The following is a 13,719-nucleotide window of genomic DNA, read 5'->3' as shown; positions in this document are numbered from 1 at the left end:
TCAAAAGAACGACGGGATCCGGACGGCGTCCTTGCCGGGACGGAAAGTGCGCCACACCCATCCTTGCGCGATGAGGACGATCGGCGCGAACGGCAGCGCCATGACACTCAGCACATTCAGCGTCTCGGCCGGCGCGGTGTGGTCCAGCAGGTACGGCATGCTGCCCAGGAGCACCCCGAGGGCGGGGATCGCGGCCACCGCCCCGGACACGGCCAGCGCGCGCCCCGAGCGGTTGACACCGGCCAGGCCGGGGGAGCGCCAGGCCAGGAACGTCCAGCCGTGGAAGGCCAGCAGCAGCGTCATCACCACGCCCAGCATCAACCCCACCGGGTTCAGCAGGGACGAGCCGAACCCGGTGGCGGCCGCGTACAGAGCCACTCCCCAGCCGAACGTGAGCCCCAGCGAGCCGAGCGCGATCATCAGGTCCCAGAAGCCCCGCCAGGCCGCGCCCCCGATCCGGCGACGGAACCACAGCCCGGCGTCCCGCAGGATCCAGGACAGCAGCATGGCCACCACCAGCGGATACAGCCCGAACAGCACCTCGCCCTCGAGCGCCGGATAGACGCCGAACAGTGTCCCGGCGATCGCCACCAGCCACACCTCGTTCGCCAGCACGAACGGGGCCATGGCCGCCACCATGCGATCCTTGCTGTCGGCCGACGTGCCGAGGATCGGCAGCAGGAGCCCGACCCCCAGGTCGAAGCCCTCCAGCGCGAAGTATCCGCCCAGCAGCAGCGTGAAGCAGGCGAACCAGATCAGTTCCATGTCACGACTCCTAGTAGGTCAGGGCGGGCTCGCGGACGGCGCCGAGGTCGAGCTCGCGCGGCCCGCGCCTGACCACCCTGGCGATGAGGACGTAGTCGACGATCGCCAGCAGCACCAGCACGCCCACGAAGGCGATCAGTGAGCCGGTGATCATCGGCGGGGTGAGGCCGGGCGTCATGGCGTCGGCGACGGTGAGCTTCTGCCAGATCATCCACGGCTGCCGCCCGACCTCCCTGGCCAGCCAGCCCATGATGGCCAGGACGAACGGCAGCGGCGTCATCAGCATGAGCAGTGGATGCGTCCACCGCCAGCGCGGCAGCACGCGGATCAGCGGCAGCATCGCGAACAGCACGACGAGCGCGAGCAACTGCCCGATCTCGATCATGATCCCGAGCGGCACCGCCCCCGTGTCGCCCGCGAACTTGCCCTCCTGGATGCCGGCGAACTGGGCGTAACCGAAGCCGACGGTCAGGAAGATGCCGATCGCGGCCGTGGTCACGCCCGTGCGCAGCGACTTGGTGAAGAACTCCACCTCGGACGTACGGCGGCGCAGCTGGTAGGCGCTCGCCCCGACCAGCACCATCGCCCCGGTGAACAGCCCGGCCCCGATCACGTGCGGGAAGGAGAAGATCAGCGCCTTGTTGGTGAACATCGCGCCGATGTCGACCAGCTCCATCCGATCGCCCCTGACGACGGCTCCGGCGGGGTTCTGCAGGAAGGAGTTGGCCGCCATGATGAAGAAGGCGCTGCCGTACGCCGTGAGCGTCACGAGCCAGATGCAGGCCAGATGCGCCCATTTCGGCAGCCGTCCCCAGCCGAAGATCCACAGGCCGAGGAATGTCGACTCCAGGAAGAACGCGACCAGTGTCTCCATGGCCAGCGGAGCGCCGAAGACGTCGCCCGCGTAGTGCGTCAGCCCGCTCCACGAGAGCCCGAACTGGAACTCCATCACGAGCCCGGTGACGATGCCCAAGGCGTAGTTGATGACATAGATCTGGCCCCAGAACCTGGTCAGCCGCTTGTGCAGCGGCTTGCCGGCCAGTGCCCAGCGCGTGTGCATGATCGCCACCAGCGGCGCGAGCCCCAGCGTGAGCACGACGAACAGGAAGTGCAGGTTCCCTGTCATCGCGAACTGCAACCGGGCCAGTTCCAGCGCTTCCATGCGCCGGCCCCCTTTCGTTGTGCCTGCCTACCTATAGCCAGTCTACATATAGACGGCCTACATGTAGACTGGCTACTCAACGAAGGGTTATCTAGGATCGGAGTCATGAACCCCGACGCGCTGCGCGGCCACATGGACGCCCTGCTGCTCTCTGTGCTGGAGGGTGAGCCGCTGCACGGCTACGCCATCATCGAGGCCCTGCAGGCGCGCAGTGGGGGCGCGCTCAACGTGCCGACCGGCACCGTCTACCCGGCGCTGCGCAGGCTGGAGCGGATCGGCTACCTGGCCAGCGAGTGGGCCACGGTCGGCGGGCGCAAGCGGCGCACCTACCGCCTGACCGATTCCGGCAGGAAGCAGCTGGAAGGGGAGCGGTCGGCCTGGGCGGAGTTCGCCAGTGTGATCGGCGGAGTGCTACGGCCGGGGATCAGGCAGTCCGGGTGAGGCGCAGACGGCCCGGGTGAGGCGCAGGCAGCGCGTCGCGCCGTAGAGCTGCAGGCCCCAGCAGGCCGACGTCACGAGGTTGGCGAGCACGGTGGGCAGGAAGAAGTCGACGCCCTGCGGCAGATCGGCTCCATAGTTGAGCAGCAGGCTCAGCCCGCCGACCACCGGCAGCATCGCCCAGACGACGATCCCCAGCCCTTTGGTCACCAGATGCGGCCTGAGGCGCCACCGGCCGCCCCGGCTCAGCGCGAACAGCGATAGCCCGCCGAACACGCCCGTGCCCAACTGCAGGATGTCGAGCGCCCGCGAGACGGGCGAGAACCAGGCGGGCCTGTTGGTCCAGGCGGTGGGGTCCATGGGGTAGAAGCGCCAGAGCACCGACCACATCAGCGCGGTCATCGGCACGCTGATGAGCAGCAACGTGCCCAGCATCCGGCCGGCCGCGACGGTCAGCTCTCTCTGGTAACCGGAGACGATCTCGGGGATCGCGCCGAACTGCCGCACCGCCAGCCGCTCGGCCTCGGCTCGGGTCAGGCCCTCGGCCTCCAGCGCGTCGGCGGTGTCGGCCAGGCTGTCACGCGCCTCGACGACCAGGTCGCGCTTGGGCCCCGGCGGCCCGGCCAGAGACCTGCCCAGCTCGGCCACGTAGTCGTCGATCCGCATGCCCCCATCCTACGAAGGCGGAACCCGGTACGTAATCAGGGATCTCCCCGATACCTTGATGCGTAGGGAAATTCCTACATATACTGGCCCACATGCCAATCTCCAGCATCACGACTGTGACCGTGCCGGTAACGGACCAGGAGCGAGCGCTCGCCTTCTACGGTGGCGTCCTGGGCTTCGAGACCCGCACCGACAACCCGTTCCCGATGGGCCGCTGGCTCACGGTCGCCCCGAAGGGGGCCGAGACCACGCTGCTGCTCGCCTCCTGGTTCCCGGACATGGCCCCCATCGGCGGCCTGGTGGTCGCCGCCGACGACCTCGACGCGCTGGCCGGGCGCCTGCGCGAGCACGGTACGGCCTGCGAAGGCCCGACGGACGAACCGTGGGGCAGGCAGTTGCTGTTCCAGGACCCCGACGGCAACGGGTTCGTGGTCAGTCAGGCATGACCGCCGACCACGTGTTCACCGCGCTGGCCAGCCCGGCCCGGCGGGAGTTGCTGCGGCTGCTGCTCGATGAGGGCACTCAACCGGCCGGGCGGTTGGCCGAACGCTTCGACATGAGCCGTCCCAGCGTCTCGGAGCATCTCAAGGTGCTCCGGGACGCCGGGCTGGTGGCCGAGACGCGCCGGGGGAGAGAACGGCTCTACCGGCTGGAGGCGGCGCCGCTCATGGAGATCCGTGAGTGGCTCACGCCGTACGAACGCTTCTGGAGAGAGAAGCTCTCCGGCCTGAGCGACCTGCTCGACGAGATGGAAGACGATGAAAGGGAAGACAGGGATGTCTGACGACCTGCGCTCGATCCGGCTGGACCAGTTCCTCGGGCACCCGCCCGCGAAGGTGTGGCGGGCGCTGACCGAGCCCGAACTGGTGGCCCGCTGGCTGATGCCCAACGACTTCAGCCCGCAGGTGGGGCACCGGTTCACCTTCACCACCACGCCGGTGAAGCAGACCGGCTTCGAGGGCATCGTCTACTGCGAGGTGCTGGAGTTGGAGCCGGAGAAGCTGCTGAAGATCAGCTGGAGCGATGGCAGGCTCGCCGACTGGACCGTCACCTGGCGGCTGGAGCCCGAGGGCACGGGCACCAGGCTCTTCCTCGACCACGAGGGCTTCGACCCCGACGACGCCATGCAGCAGATGGCCCGCAAGATCATGGGCGGCGGCTGGCGCTCCATGCACTTCACCGCCATCGGCAAGGTCCTCGACGAGCTGTGACGGACGGCTTGTGATGGACGGCTTGTGACGGACGGCGTCTATGGGCGGGCGGCGTCCGCGGGTGGACGGCCGCTATGGGTGGACGGCGGGTGCGGGTGGTTGTTCGGCGCCGCGTGCGGCGTGTGAGGTCGAGGTCCAGAACAAGGCGGCCACGGTGATCGCCATCAGCAGGGCGAGCCAGCCCGCGGCCCGGCCCATCCGCATGCCGTACCCCCATAGAAGCCACGAAAGGGACAGCCACCACCGGCGGCCCGCCTGGCGGCGCATCTCCATCGCCGCGAACGCGAAGTCGGCCGAGGTGCCCACGTCGTCGACCTGGGCGCGCAACCCGGAGTAGAGGGCGGCCAGCCGGTCGGGTCCGGCCGGCGGGTCCTGCGCCGCCGGAGCGCCGTACGCGGCCGGCGGGCGGGCCGGGCTCTTGTCCGGAGCGGGGGCGGGGGGAGCCCAGCCGCGCATCGTGTGCTCGTCGGCCAGCGCGCTGCGCCGGGAGAACCAGCGCAGCATCGGCCAGTGCAGGCTCACCCGCACCCCCCGCGGGGTCAGCGCGAAGGTGCAGTTCTTGACCCGGACCGCGGCCGGGCGGGCCAGCCCGGCGAACCGGCAGCCCGACAGGTCGAGGCCGAACAGCGCCAGGTCGGCCGCGTCGACGTGCCGCAGCGAGGTCAGCGCGGACCCGCCGCGCCCGGTCACCATCGCGGGCCCGCGCAGCACCGACCCCTCCAGGTCGGCATCGGAGTCGGCGAGCCGGATCGTCGTCGCGCCGGTGACCTCCATCCGCCGCAGGTTCGCGCGGCCGGCGGCGACGGCCACGTCGAGCGTGCCGTCGGCCCGGGCCCGCGAGGCGGACAGCCGCCCGGTGACCGACAGGTAGGCGTCGGCCGCGAAGTGCGCGGTGTCGAACCAGGCGGGGCCGCTGACCTTGCGGAAGGACAGCGTACGGCCGAACCTGGCGCCGCGGAAGCTCGCGCCGTCGCCCAGCGCGGCCCCGTCGAAGGTGGCGTAGCCGTCGAACCTGGCCCGCTCGCACGACAGCCCGTGGCCGAACACGGCCTGGCTGAACAGCGCGTCACGCGACATCACCGCCCGGTCCAGCGACACGTGGCCGCGCACTCGGACGCCGTGGAAGGACAACTCGCGGGCGAACCCGGCCCCGGCCAGCGAGACGTTGCCCTCGAACCGGGCGCCGAAGAAGGAGGCCAGCCGCTCGAACCTGGCGCCGTCGAGCGACACGTCGCCGGCGAAGGTCACGCCGGACAGCCGTACGTCGCCGGTGAACGTGACCCGGTCCAGCCGGGCCCGCCCTGGTCGGCCGCCCGTCACCTCGATGATCCTGCTGAGCAGCGCGCCGTTGATCGGCGTGCCGCGCAGGTCGAGCAGGCGGCCGGGAGCCATCTCGTCGAGGATCTCGGCTACTTCGTCCGGTTGCAGATGTGCCAGGCAACGGTCGTACGGCTGGTGGGCGATTCCCGAGCAGGCTGCCGAATAGGCGCAGGTGACCCAGTCCATGCAGTGCTCATACCCGCAAGGGGGCAGTGTCAAGGTTCGATGATTTAATGTTCTAGCCACTTTTTGGTGGAAATCTGTGACCGCAATTCCCTCTAAAGTGCTGGTCATGCGTGTTTTATCCAGAACTTTTCTCGTCGCGTTCGTCGTAGCGGCCGCCCTCCCCGGCACACCGGCGCTCGCCGCACCGGCCAGCGCGTGCGACACGCCGCCGAGCCGGCGCATCTCGGAGGTGCAGGGGAGCGGTGACGCCAGCCCCCTGGCCGGGCAGACCGTCACCGTCGAAGGCATCGTCACCGGCGACTTCCAGCGCGGCGACCAGCTGAGCGGTTTCTTCCTGCAGGACCCGAAGCCGGACGCCGACCCGAAGACCTCCGAAGGGCTGTTCGCCTACGCCCGCGACACCTTCAAGGACGTCGCGGCGGGCGACCGGGTGCTCGTGACGGGCAAGGTGACGGAGTACAACGGCTGGACGGAGCTGTCACCGGTCACCACGGTGGACGTCTGCGGCACCGGCTCGGTGGCGGCTCAGCCGTACAAGCTGCCGGACGACGGGCGGGAGTCCGTCGAGAACATGCTGCTCACCTTCCCGCAGCCGCTGACCGTCAGCGAGCACTACAACCTGGGCCGTTACGGCGAGGTCACCGTCTCCTCCGGCGGCCGGCTGTTCCAGCCGACGGACCGGCCCGGCGTGGACGCGGCGCTGAACAAGCGGCGCTCGCTGCTCATCGACGACGGCTCCAGCAGGGAGAACCCGGCCACCCTGCCGCCCATCGTGCGTACCGGCGACCTGGCCGCGGGCATCACCGGCGTACTCGGCTACGGCTTCGGCACCTACCGCCTGCAACCCACCAAGCCGATCAACTACCACAACACCAACCCCCGGACGCCGCGGCCCTTCCCGGTCATCGGCAACGTCAAGGTGGCCTCGTTCAACACGCTGAACTGGTTCACCACCCTCGGCTCGCGCGGCGCCTCCAACGCCGTGGAGCAGCAGCGGCAGCTCGCCAAGCTGGTGGCGGCGCTGAAGGGGCTCAACGCCGACGCCGTGGGCCTCATGGAGGTCGAGAACAACGGTCAGACGGCGCTCCAGGCCCTCGTGGACGCCGTCAACGCCGAGGTCGGCGCGGGTACGTACGCGGCGCTCCAGCACCCGTACCCCGGCACGGACGCCATCCAGGTCGCGGTGATCTACAAGCCGGCCAAGCTCACGCCCGTCGGCGCTCCCCAGGCGTCGCAGGACGCGGTGTTCAGCCGGCCGCCGCTGATCCAGACGTTCCGCAGGACGGCGGGCGGCCAGCCGTTCACGATGGTCGTCAACCACCTCAAGTCCAAGGGCAGTTGCCCGGCCGACGGCCCCGACGCCGACCAGGGCGACGGGCAGAGCTGCTGGAACGCCACCCGCGTCAAGCAGGCGCAGGCGCTGCTCGGCCTGGTGAAGGACCTGCCGAACCCGGTGGTGCTCGGCGACCTCAACGCCTACGGCGAGGAGGACCCGATCCACACGCTGGAGGCGGGCGGGCTGACCAGCCTGACCAAGAGGTTCGTGCCGGCGCGGCAGCGCTACAGCTACCTGTTCGACGGCCTGGCCGGGGAGCTCGACCACGCGCTGGTCGGCCGGCAGCTGCTCAAGCGGGTCACCAGCGCGACGATCTGGCACATCAACTCGGACGAACCACGCATTCTCGATTACAACACCGAGTACAACCCGGCGTCCCTGTACAAGCCGGACGCCTTCCGGTCCACCGACCACGACCCGCTCGTCATCGGCCTCACCCTGCCGGGCCACTGATCCTTTCGTCACGGGCGGCCTGTATTCCGTACGGGCCGCCCGCTTGCGTTGCGTATGGGCGGCCGGTGTTGCGTACGGGACGCCCGCCTGTGTTGCGTACGGCGGCCTGGGGGTTCCCTACGGACGCCCGCCTATGTTGTGTATGGGCGGCACGTGTTGCGTGCGGTCGCCCATGTTGCGTAGGGGACTCCTGTTCTGTATAGGAGCCTGTGTCCCTTACGGGCCGCCTGTGGCGTGGACATCGAGTGCTCACCTACCCGGGGCGACCACAGTTGATCATTGCGGGATAATCGAAATCATGGCGCTCATCCAGGTTGACGAGGAAGCCGTACGGAGCCAGGTCAGCGAGCCGGTGTTCGCCGAGGCTCTGGCGCTGGTCGCCGGCGGCATGGTCGCGGGGTTGACCGAGAAGGGTCCGTCGGTCGCCGCGCTGGTGAGCGGGCGTTCGGTGACGGTCACCTTCACCGCGCGCGGGATGCGCGCGGTCTGCGAGTGCCTGGATCCGGAGTTGTGCGCCCATGCGGCCGCCGCGGCGGTGACCTGGGTCTGGATGGGCGATGTGCGGCCCGCGCCCGACCTGTACGCGCTGCTGCGTACCCAGGACTCCGACTGGCTGGCCCGCCGCCTCGCCACTCTGGCCGCGACGGACCCCGCGCTCGCCGACCGGCTGCGGACCGAGCTCGCGGAGACCATCATCGGCGAGGAGTCGACCGACCTCCTCGCCGACCTGGAATCGATCATGGCGGACCTGCTGGCCGAGGCCGCGGATGTGTGCGACTCCTGGTACGAGGGTGAGTGGTATCCCGATCTCGAGGACCTGGAGGAGATCCTCGACGAGATCGACGACCTGATCGAGCCGTCACCGGACACCGCTCGCGAGCTGACCGTCCGCGCGATCGACCTCATCGAGGAGGTGCTGGACACCGGGGAGGTCTATGGCGGCCAGCTCGTCGACGATCTCGAACGCGTCCAGGGCATGCATCGGGACGCTTGCCTGGCCGGCTCGCCCGACCCGGTGCGGCTGGCGGAGTGGCTGATGGGCAAGGTGCGGACCAGCAACTGGTGCACCTTCGAGAGCTCGCTGCCCGGCTATGCTCCCGTGCTGGGCGACCAGGGCCTGCGCCACTGTCACGAGCTGCTGGACGGGACCCTCGCACGCGGGATCCGCGACTACAAGCTGAGCACGCTGCGCGAGTCGCTCGCCCGCGCCGAGGGCGGCACCGACGCCGTGATCGCCTTGCTCGCCCAGCGGGCCGCCGGCAGCGGTGACATCGAGAAGATCGCCCGTCTCCTGATCGGCGAGGAGCGCCACGACGAAGCCCTGGCCTGGATCGATCAGGGGATCGGCCGCTACGGCCGCGATCAGCACCTCCTCACCCTCGCCCTTGACTGCCATCAGCGCGCCGGACGGACCGAGCAGGCGCTCGAGACCCGCTGGCAGCTCTTCACCCTCTCACCGTCCACGCACACCTATCAGAGCCTGATCCGCCAGGCCGCCCCGGACACGGCCCCGTGGCAGGCCAAGGCCATCACACACCTCCGCTCATCGCCCGCCATGGCCCCCACACTGGCCGAGGTGCTGCTGATCAACGGGGACGTGGCGGGCGCCTGGGAGGTCCTCCAGACGTACGGACTGGACTCTGACCTGCGCATGCGCGTGGTCAACGCCCGTGCCCAGACCCATCCGCAGGACGCCATCCCGGTCTACCGGGAACTGGCCGAATCCTGCGTCAGCCGGGCGAGCAGACCCGGTTACCAGGAGGCGATCCAGTATCTCTTCACGCTACGGACCCTGTTCGAACGCGCCGGAGATCAGACCGAGTTCGCCTCCTACGTCGCCCGCCTCCGCGCCGCCCACCCAGGCAAGAAGGCTTTCCACACCCAGCTGGACGGTGCGGGCCTCCTCTGACGCCATCACGCGCACGCCGACTCAGACGCCATCACGCCCCTCCCCCTTGTACGTGGGCTAGTCCGCGACGTGCGCGGGTTAGTCCGCGACGTGCGCGGGTTAGCCCCGACGTACGTGGATCAGTCCGCGACTGTCTTGACGTAGGCCCCCACGTGGTCGGCGAGCTGGGCCTCGGATAGGTCGAGATGCTCGAGGATGGTGTATCGGCCCGGACGGGTTCGCGGCGCGTACGCCACGGCCTTGGCGAAGTCGGCGTCTGACAAGCCGAGATCGCCGGGGGTGCGCGGGAGGCCGTGCCGTCCCAGGCATGCGGAGATCAGCTCGACCTTGGCTTCGTCCTGACGCAGGTAGCTGCAGAACAGCGCACCGACTCCGGCGAGTTCTCCATGGCTGGCCGTGCCGGGGTAGAGCTGATTGATGGCATGCATGATCTCGTGGTCCCCGCCGCTGGCCGGTCGGCTCGATCCGGCGACCGCCATCGCCATGCCGGACAGGATCAGCGACTCGGCCAGTACGGTGAGGAACTCGTCGTCTCGAGCCAGACCTGGCTGGTGCAGGACCACCAGCGCCGCTGATCTGGCCATCGCCACCGCCAGCCCGTCGATGTGCTCGCCGGCCTCGGCAGCGGCCAGTTCCCAGTCGGCCACCGCGGACAGGTCGCTGATCGCATCTCCGATCCCGGCCGTGGAGAGGGCAGCCGGGGCCGACCGGACGCGATCGAGATCCACCAGGACGGCCGCCGGCATCACGACGCCGTAGGAGCCCGTGCCCGACTCGTGTCGCAGCGTGCTGACCGGTGAGGCGATGCCGTCGTGGCCCAGGCTCGTGGTCACCGCCACCATCGGGATGCCCGCCATGTGCGCGGCGAACTTGGCCACGTCGATGGTCTTGCCGCCGCCGATGCCCGCGATCGCCTCGAACTGCCCGGCCCGCAGTTGCTGTCCGAGCTCAACAGCGGCGGCAAGGGTTCCGTTGGGAATACGGAGCACCTCGGCCCCATCGATCCGCAATTCCTCGCAGATGCCGTCACCCTGACTGGGGCCGACGGCGACGGCCACCCTGCCCTGCCGGGCGATCTGCAGGTCGGTCAGCAGCGTGCCGAGGCTGGCGACCGCACCGGCCCGGACGTCGACGAACAGGGGCGCGGAGAGCATGCGAGCCAACAGCGGCATAGGTGTCCTTGTCCTCGGATGAATGTCGACGTCTGCGACCGGGCTGAGCTGATCGAATGCGTGAGATTAGCAGCATCTATCGATCTTCGTGTCCGGGACGTCAACAGTCGTCATCCGCGCTGCAGCTGGAGGTCGCCTTCATGGCCGATCGAGGCATTCGCCGTGTTCAGTTCGCTAGTGCGTGGTCCGGACAGGTCGCTGTCGAGGAAATCCCCGCGCCCGTTATGTGAGGCCCGACGGCGTGGGCATGGAATGCTGGTGGCGGGTACGTGGTTGACAGCTTTGCACCCTGGGATGACATACAGACTTCACGCGACGATAAGAGGAGCCACTTGTGGCGACTATCGAGGTAACCGAGACGAACTTCAACGACATCGCCGACAAGGGGATCGTCCTGCTCGACTTCTGGGCCGAGTGGTGTGGCCCGTGCAAGATGTTCGGGCCGATCTTCGAGAAGGCGTCCGACAAGCATGAGGACATCACCTTCGGCAAGATCGACACCGATGCGGAGCAGGCCCTCGCTCAGGGCTTCGACATCAGCTCGATCCCGACGCTCATGGCGATCCGCGATGGGATCGTGGTCTACGCGCAGCCCGGCGCGATCCCGGCGCCCGCGCTCGAGGACCTGATCAGCCAGGTGCGCGCGCTCGACATGGACGCGATCAGGACCGAGCTCAACGAGGAGATGAAGAACGCCGAGCAGAACTGACCGTCGCACCACGAAGCCCCGCCATTCCAGCGGGGCTTTTCTCGTTCTACGGGGCCGCCAACGAGCGACGGGGCCGCCAACGATCTGCGGGGGCCGCCAACGATCTACGGTTTGCGGCCGACTCCCGCGTAGCCGACGTCGGTGACGGCCTTCGTGCCCAGCAGGGGTTCGCCGGGGTCGGGGCGCCAGTCCTGTGGGTAGACCAGGCCGGGCTCGGCCAGCTCGTACCCCTCGAAGAAGGCGGCGATCTCCTCGGCCGTCCGGAGGTTGAGCGCGGCCGTCGCCTGCTTGTAGATCTCCAGCGCCTGCGGAGTGGAGTCGGGCGCGGCGTCCACGGCGTGGCTGATGACCAGCCGGCTGCCCGCGGGACCCGCGTCGCGCAGCCTGCCGACGATGCCGTACGCGGCCTCGTCGGGCAGGAAGTGCAGCACGGCCAGCATCAGGAACGCCACCGGGCGGCCGAAGTCGATCGTCTCGGCCAGGGTCTCCAGCAACTGGTCGATGTCCCTGATGTCGGCCTCTACGAACTCCACGTTCGCGCCCCTGGACAGCAGGGCCCGCCCGTGCGCGCACACCACAGGGTCGTAGTCGACGTAGACGACGCGCGCCTCGGGCGCGATCTCGTGCGTGTTGCCCTGAGTGGGCAGTCCGGCGCCGAGGTCCACGATCTGGTCGACGCCGGAGTCGACCAGGTGGCGTACGGCCCGGCGGAGGAAGTCGCGGTTGGCCCTCGCGGAGTCCCGCGTGCCGGGGAACAGCTTCAAGATCTGCTCGGCCGCTTCCCGGTCGGAGGCGAAGTTGTCCTTGCCGTCCAGGAAGTAGTCGTACATCCGGGCGATGTTGGGCACGCTCGGGTCCACGCCATCGGGGGCGCTGTCCACGATTTCTCCCAATAGTTGAGGAATTCTCACCTTTGTCAGGCCGATCATAGAAGATCGCGGACGGGCGTGACCGAAGAATCCTCTGGCAGCCCCGGCCCGACCCGGGGCTGCCGCCTACGTACTCAGCTGGAGCGGTAGAGCTCCGCCACCCGGAAGGCGAGGTCGAGCGACTGGCCGCGGTTGAGACGCGGGTCGCAGGCCGTCTCGTAGCGGCGCGAGAGGTCGTCCTCGACGATCTCGTGGCCGCCGCCCACGCACTCCGTCACGTCGTCGCCCGTGAACTCGATGTGGATGCCGCCGGGATGCGTGCCGAGCGAGCGGTGCACCTCGAAGAAGCCCGTCACCTCGTCGAGCACGTCGTCGAGCCGGCGCGTCTTGTGGCCGCTCGGCGCCTCCCACGTGTTGCCGTGCATCGGGTCGCAGATCCACGCGACCTGCGCGCCCGCCGCGGTGACCTCCTTGACCAGCGCGGGCAGGTGCTCGCGGATCTTGGAGGCGCCCATCCGGGTGATGAACGTGAGCCGCCCCGGCTCGTTCTCGGGATTGAGCTTCTCGACCAGCGCCAGGGCCTCGGAGGGCGTGGTGGTCGGGCCGAGCTTGACGCCGATGGGGTTACGGATGCGGGAGAAGAAGTCGACGTGCGCGCCGTCGAGCTGGCGGGTGCGCTCGCCGATCCAGACCATGTGCGCCGACACGTCGTACGGGCGGCCGGTCCGCGAGTCGATGCGCGTGAGCGCCCGGTCGTAGTCGAGGATCAGCGCCTCGTGCGAGGAGTAGAACTCGACGGTGTGGAACTCCTCCGGGTCGGCCCCGCAGGCGCGCATGAACGCGAGCGCCTGGTCGATCTCCCTGGCCAGCTGCTCGTAGCGGCGACCGGCGGGGGACTCGCCCACGAAGTCCTGGTTCCAGGCGTGCACCTGGCGCAGGTCGGCGTAACCGCCCTTGGTGAAGGCGCGGGCCAGGTTGAGCGTCACAGCCGAGGAGTGGTAGGCCTTCAGCAGCCGCCACGGGTCCGGCGTGCGGGACTCAGGGGTGAAGGCGAAGCCGTTGACCATGTCGCCTCGGTAGGCGGGCAGCTCCAGGCCGTCACGCGTCTCGGTGCCTTTGGAACGCGGCTTGGCGAACTGCCCGGCCACGCGGCCGATCTTGACCACCGGCACCTTGGCGGCGTAGGTCAGCACGATGGCCATCTGCAGCAGCGTCTTGAGCTTGTTGCGCACGTTGTCGGCGGTCGCCCCGGCGAACGTCTCGGCGCAGTCGCCGCCTTGCAAGACGAACGCCTCGCCTCGGGCGACGGCGGCCAGTTGCTCCTTGAGCTGGTCGCACTCGCCGGCGAAGACGAGTGGGGGCAGGCCGCCGAGCTCGGCGACGACCTTCTCGAGCTCGCTGCGGTCAGGCCAGTCAGGCTGCTGGGCCGCCGGCAGGGCTCGCCAGGAATCGAGTTCCTCGGGATTGCTCAGTGCGCTCACGACATACGAGGGTATGCTACCGGCTCGGCGTCACCGACCCCG

At 69.2% G+C, this 13,719-nt stretch carries 14 protein-coding genes; 7 read left to right on the top strand and 7 right to left on the bottom strand.

The window, feature by feature from the left end:
* Complete coding sequence (locus tag ACGFJ2_RS53115) at positions 1–765, bottom strand: cytochrome d ubiquinol oxidase subunit II (protein ID WP_393481948.1); 765 nt, start codon at positions 763–765, stop codon at positions 1–3.
* A gap of 10 nt (positions 766–775) precedes the next feature.
* Positions 776–1,927: a cytochrome ubiquinol oxidase subunit I gene (locus ACGFJ2_RS53110; RefSeq protein WP_393481945.1), complete on the bottom strand. Its 1,152-nt coding sequence runs from the start codon at positions 1,925–1,927 to the stop codon at positions 776–778.
* Positions 1,928–2,032: 105 nt separating this feature from the next.
* Here ACGFJ2_RS53110 and ACGFJ2_RS53105 point away from each other — a divergent pair, with 105 nt between their 5' ends.
* The gene (locus tag ACGFJ2_RS53105) at positions 2,033–2,368 is read left to right on the top strand and encodes a helix-turn-helix transcriptional regulator (RefSeq protein WP_357646300.1); all 336 of its coding nucleotides are present in this window, start codon (positions 2,033–2,035) and stop codon (positions 2,366–2,368) included.
* Here the strand turns inward: ACGFJ2_RS53105 and ACGFJ2_RS53100 are convergent.
* Positions 2,339–3,031: a permease prefix domain 1-containing protein gene (locus tag ACGFJ2_RS53100; RefSeq protein WP_358184820.1), complete on the bottom strand. Its 693-nt coding sequence runs from the start codon at positions 3,029–3,031 to the stop codon at positions 2,339–2,341. The genes ACGFJ2_RS53105 and ACGFJ2_RS53100 overlap by 30 nt on opposite strands.
* Before the next feature lie 92 nt (positions 3,032–3,123).
* Here ACGFJ2_RS53100 and ACGFJ2_RS53095 point away from each other — a divergent pair, with 92 nt between their 5' ends.
* The 3 genes from ACGFJ2_RS53095 to ACGFJ2_RS53085 are packed head-to-tail and all read left to right on the top strand — an operon-like array spanning position 3,124 to position 4,242.
* Positions 3,124–3,477 carry a VOC family protein gene (locus ACGFJ2_RS53095; protein WP_357952545.1) on the top strand — a complete coding sequence of 118 codons (354 nt, stop codon included), beginning with the start codon at positions 3,124–3,126 and terminating at the stop codon, positions 3,475–3,477.
* Positions 3,474–3,815, top strand: a complete 342-nt coding sequence (locus tag ACGFJ2_RS53090) for a metalloregulator ArsR/SmtB family transcription factor (RefSeq protein WP_358184814.1) — start codon at positions 3,474–3,476, stop codon at positions 3,813–3,815. The genes ACGFJ2_RS53095 and ACGFJ2_RS53090 overlap by 4 nt, the downstream gene beginning before the upstream one ends.
* Positions 3,808–4,242 carry an SRPBCC domain-containing protein gene (locus tag ACGFJ2_RS53085; RefSeq protein WP_393481940.1) on the top strand — a complete coding sequence of 145 codons (435 nt, stop codon included), beginning with the start codon at positions 3,808–3,810 and terminating at the stop codon, positions 4,240–4,242. Before ACGFJ2_RS53090 ends, ACGFJ2_RS53085 begins: the two co-directional genes overlap by 8 nt.
* A 72-nt stretch (positions 4,243–4,314) precedes the next feature.
* Here the strand turns inward: ACGFJ2_RS53085 and ACGFJ2_RS53080 are convergent, their stop codons facing one another.
* Complete coding sequence (locus ACGFJ2_RS53080; protein WP_393481937.1) at positions 4,315–5,748, bottom strand: pentapeptide repeat-containing protein; 1,434 nt, start codon at positions 5,746–5,748, stop codon at positions 4,315–4,317.
* Positions 5,749–5,854: 106 nt separating this feature from the next.
* Here ACGFJ2_RS53080 and ACGFJ2_RS53075 point away from each other — a divergent pair, with 106 nt between their 5' ends.
* Positions 5,855–7,537: an ExeM/NucH family extracellular endonuclease gene (locus tag ACGFJ2_RS53075; protein ID WP_393481934.1), complete on the top strand. Its 1,683-nt coding sequence runs from the start codon at positions 5,855–5,857 to the stop codon at positions 7,535–7,537.
* Between the two features lie 298 nt (positions 7,538–7,835).
* Positions 7,836–9,446, top strand: a complete 1,611-nt coding sequence (locus ACGFJ2_RS53070) for a DUF6880 family protein (RefSeq protein ID WP_393481931.1) — start codon at positions 7,836–7,838, stop codon at positions 9,444–9,446.
* Between the two features lie 119 nt (positions 9,447–9,565).
* Here ACGFJ2_RS53070 and ACGFJ2_RS53065 read toward each other — a convergent pair whose 3' ends face one another.
* Complete coding sequence (locus ACGFJ2_RS53065) at positions 9,566–10,600, bottom strand: iron-containing alcohol dehydrogenase family protein (protein ID WP_357952863.1); 1,035 nt, start codon at positions 10,598–10,600, stop codon at positions 9,566–9,568.
* Between the two features lie 352 nt (positions 10,601–10,952).
* Between ACGFJ2_RS53065 and trxA the strand changes: the two genes are divergently transcribed.
* The gene (gene trxA / locus ACGFJ2_RS53060) at positions 10,953–11,327 is read left to right on the top strand and encodes a thioredoxin (protein WP_357952551.1); all 375 of its coding nucleotides are present in this window, start codon (positions 10,953–10,955) and stop codon (positions 11,325–11,327) included.
* 104 nt (positions 11,328–11,431) lie between these two features.
* On the opposite strand, the gene ACGFJ2_RS53055 is transcribed toward trxA, so the two are convergent.
* Complete coding sequence (locus ACGFJ2_RS53055) at positions 11,432–12,208, bottom strand: SAM-dependent methyltransferase (RefSeq protein ID WP_357952552.1); 777 nt, start codon at positions 12,206–12,208, stop codon at positions 11,432–11,434.
* Positions 12,209–12,330: 122 nt separating this feature from the next.
* Complete coding sequence (locus ACGFJ2_RS53050; RefSeq protein WP_393482178.1) at positions 12,331–13,668, bottom strand: class II 3-deoxy-7-phosphoheptulonate synthase; 1,338 nt, start codon at positions 13,666–13,668, stop codon at positions 12,331–12,333.
* Between the last annotated feature and the right edge of the window lie 51 nt (positions 13,669–13,719).

Source organism: Nonomuraea sp. NPDC049028 (genome assembly GCF_043197735.1).
GTDB lineage: Bacteria > Actinomycetota > Actinomycetes > Streptosporangiales > Streptosporangiaceae > Nonomuraea.
The sequence above is the reverse complement of the archived record's forward strand: the minus strand, read 5'-3'. Positions and strand labels throughout refer to the sequence as shown.

Coding starts and splice junctions, on each gene's coding strand:
- ACGFJ2_RS53115 (WP_393481948.1), bottom strand. CDS start 765: ATGGAACTGATCTGGTTCGCCTGCTTCACGCTGCTGCTGGGCGGATAC.
- ACGFJ2_RS53110 (WP_393481945.1), bottom strand. CDS start 1,927: ATGGAAGCGCTGGAACTGGCCCGGTTGCAGTTCGCGATGACAGGGAAC.
- ACGFJ2_RS53105 (WP_357646300.1), top strand. CDS start 2,033: ATGAACCCCGACGCGCTGCGCGGCCACATGGACGCCCTGCTGCTCTCT.
- ACGFJ2_RS53100 (WP_358184820.1), bottom strand. CDS start 3,031: ATGCGGATCGACGACTACGTGGCCGAGCTGGGCAGGTCTCTGGCCGGG.
- ACGFJ2_RS53095 (WP_357952545.1), top strand. CDS start 3,124: ATGCCAATCTCCAGCATCACGACTGTGACCGTGCCGGTAACGGACCAG.
- ACGFJ2_RS53090 (WP_358184814.1), top strand. CDS start 3,474: ATGACCGCCGACCACGTGTTCACCGCGCTGGCCAGCCCGGCCCGGCGG.
- ACGFJ2_RS53085 (WP_393481940.1), top strand. CDS start 3,808: ATGTCTGACGACCTGCGCTCGATCCGGCTGGACCAGTTCCTCGGGCAC.
- ACGFJ2_RS53080 (WP_393481937.1), bottom strand. CDS start 5,748: ATGGACTGGGTCACCTGCGCCTATTCGGCAGCCTGCTCGGGAATCGCC.
- ACGFJ2_RS53075 (WP_393481934.1), top strand. CDS start 5,855: ATGCGTGTTTTATCCAGAACTTTTCTCGTCGCGTTCGTCGTAGCGGCC.
- ACGFJ2_RS53070 (WP_393481931.1), top strand. CDS start 7,836: ATGGCGCTCATCCAGGTTGACGAGGAAGCCGTACGGAGCCAGGTCAGC.
- ACGFJ2_RS53065 (WP_357952863.1), bottom strand. CDS start 10,600: ATGCTCTCCGCGCCCCTGTTCGTCGACGTCCGGGCCGGTGCGGTCGCC.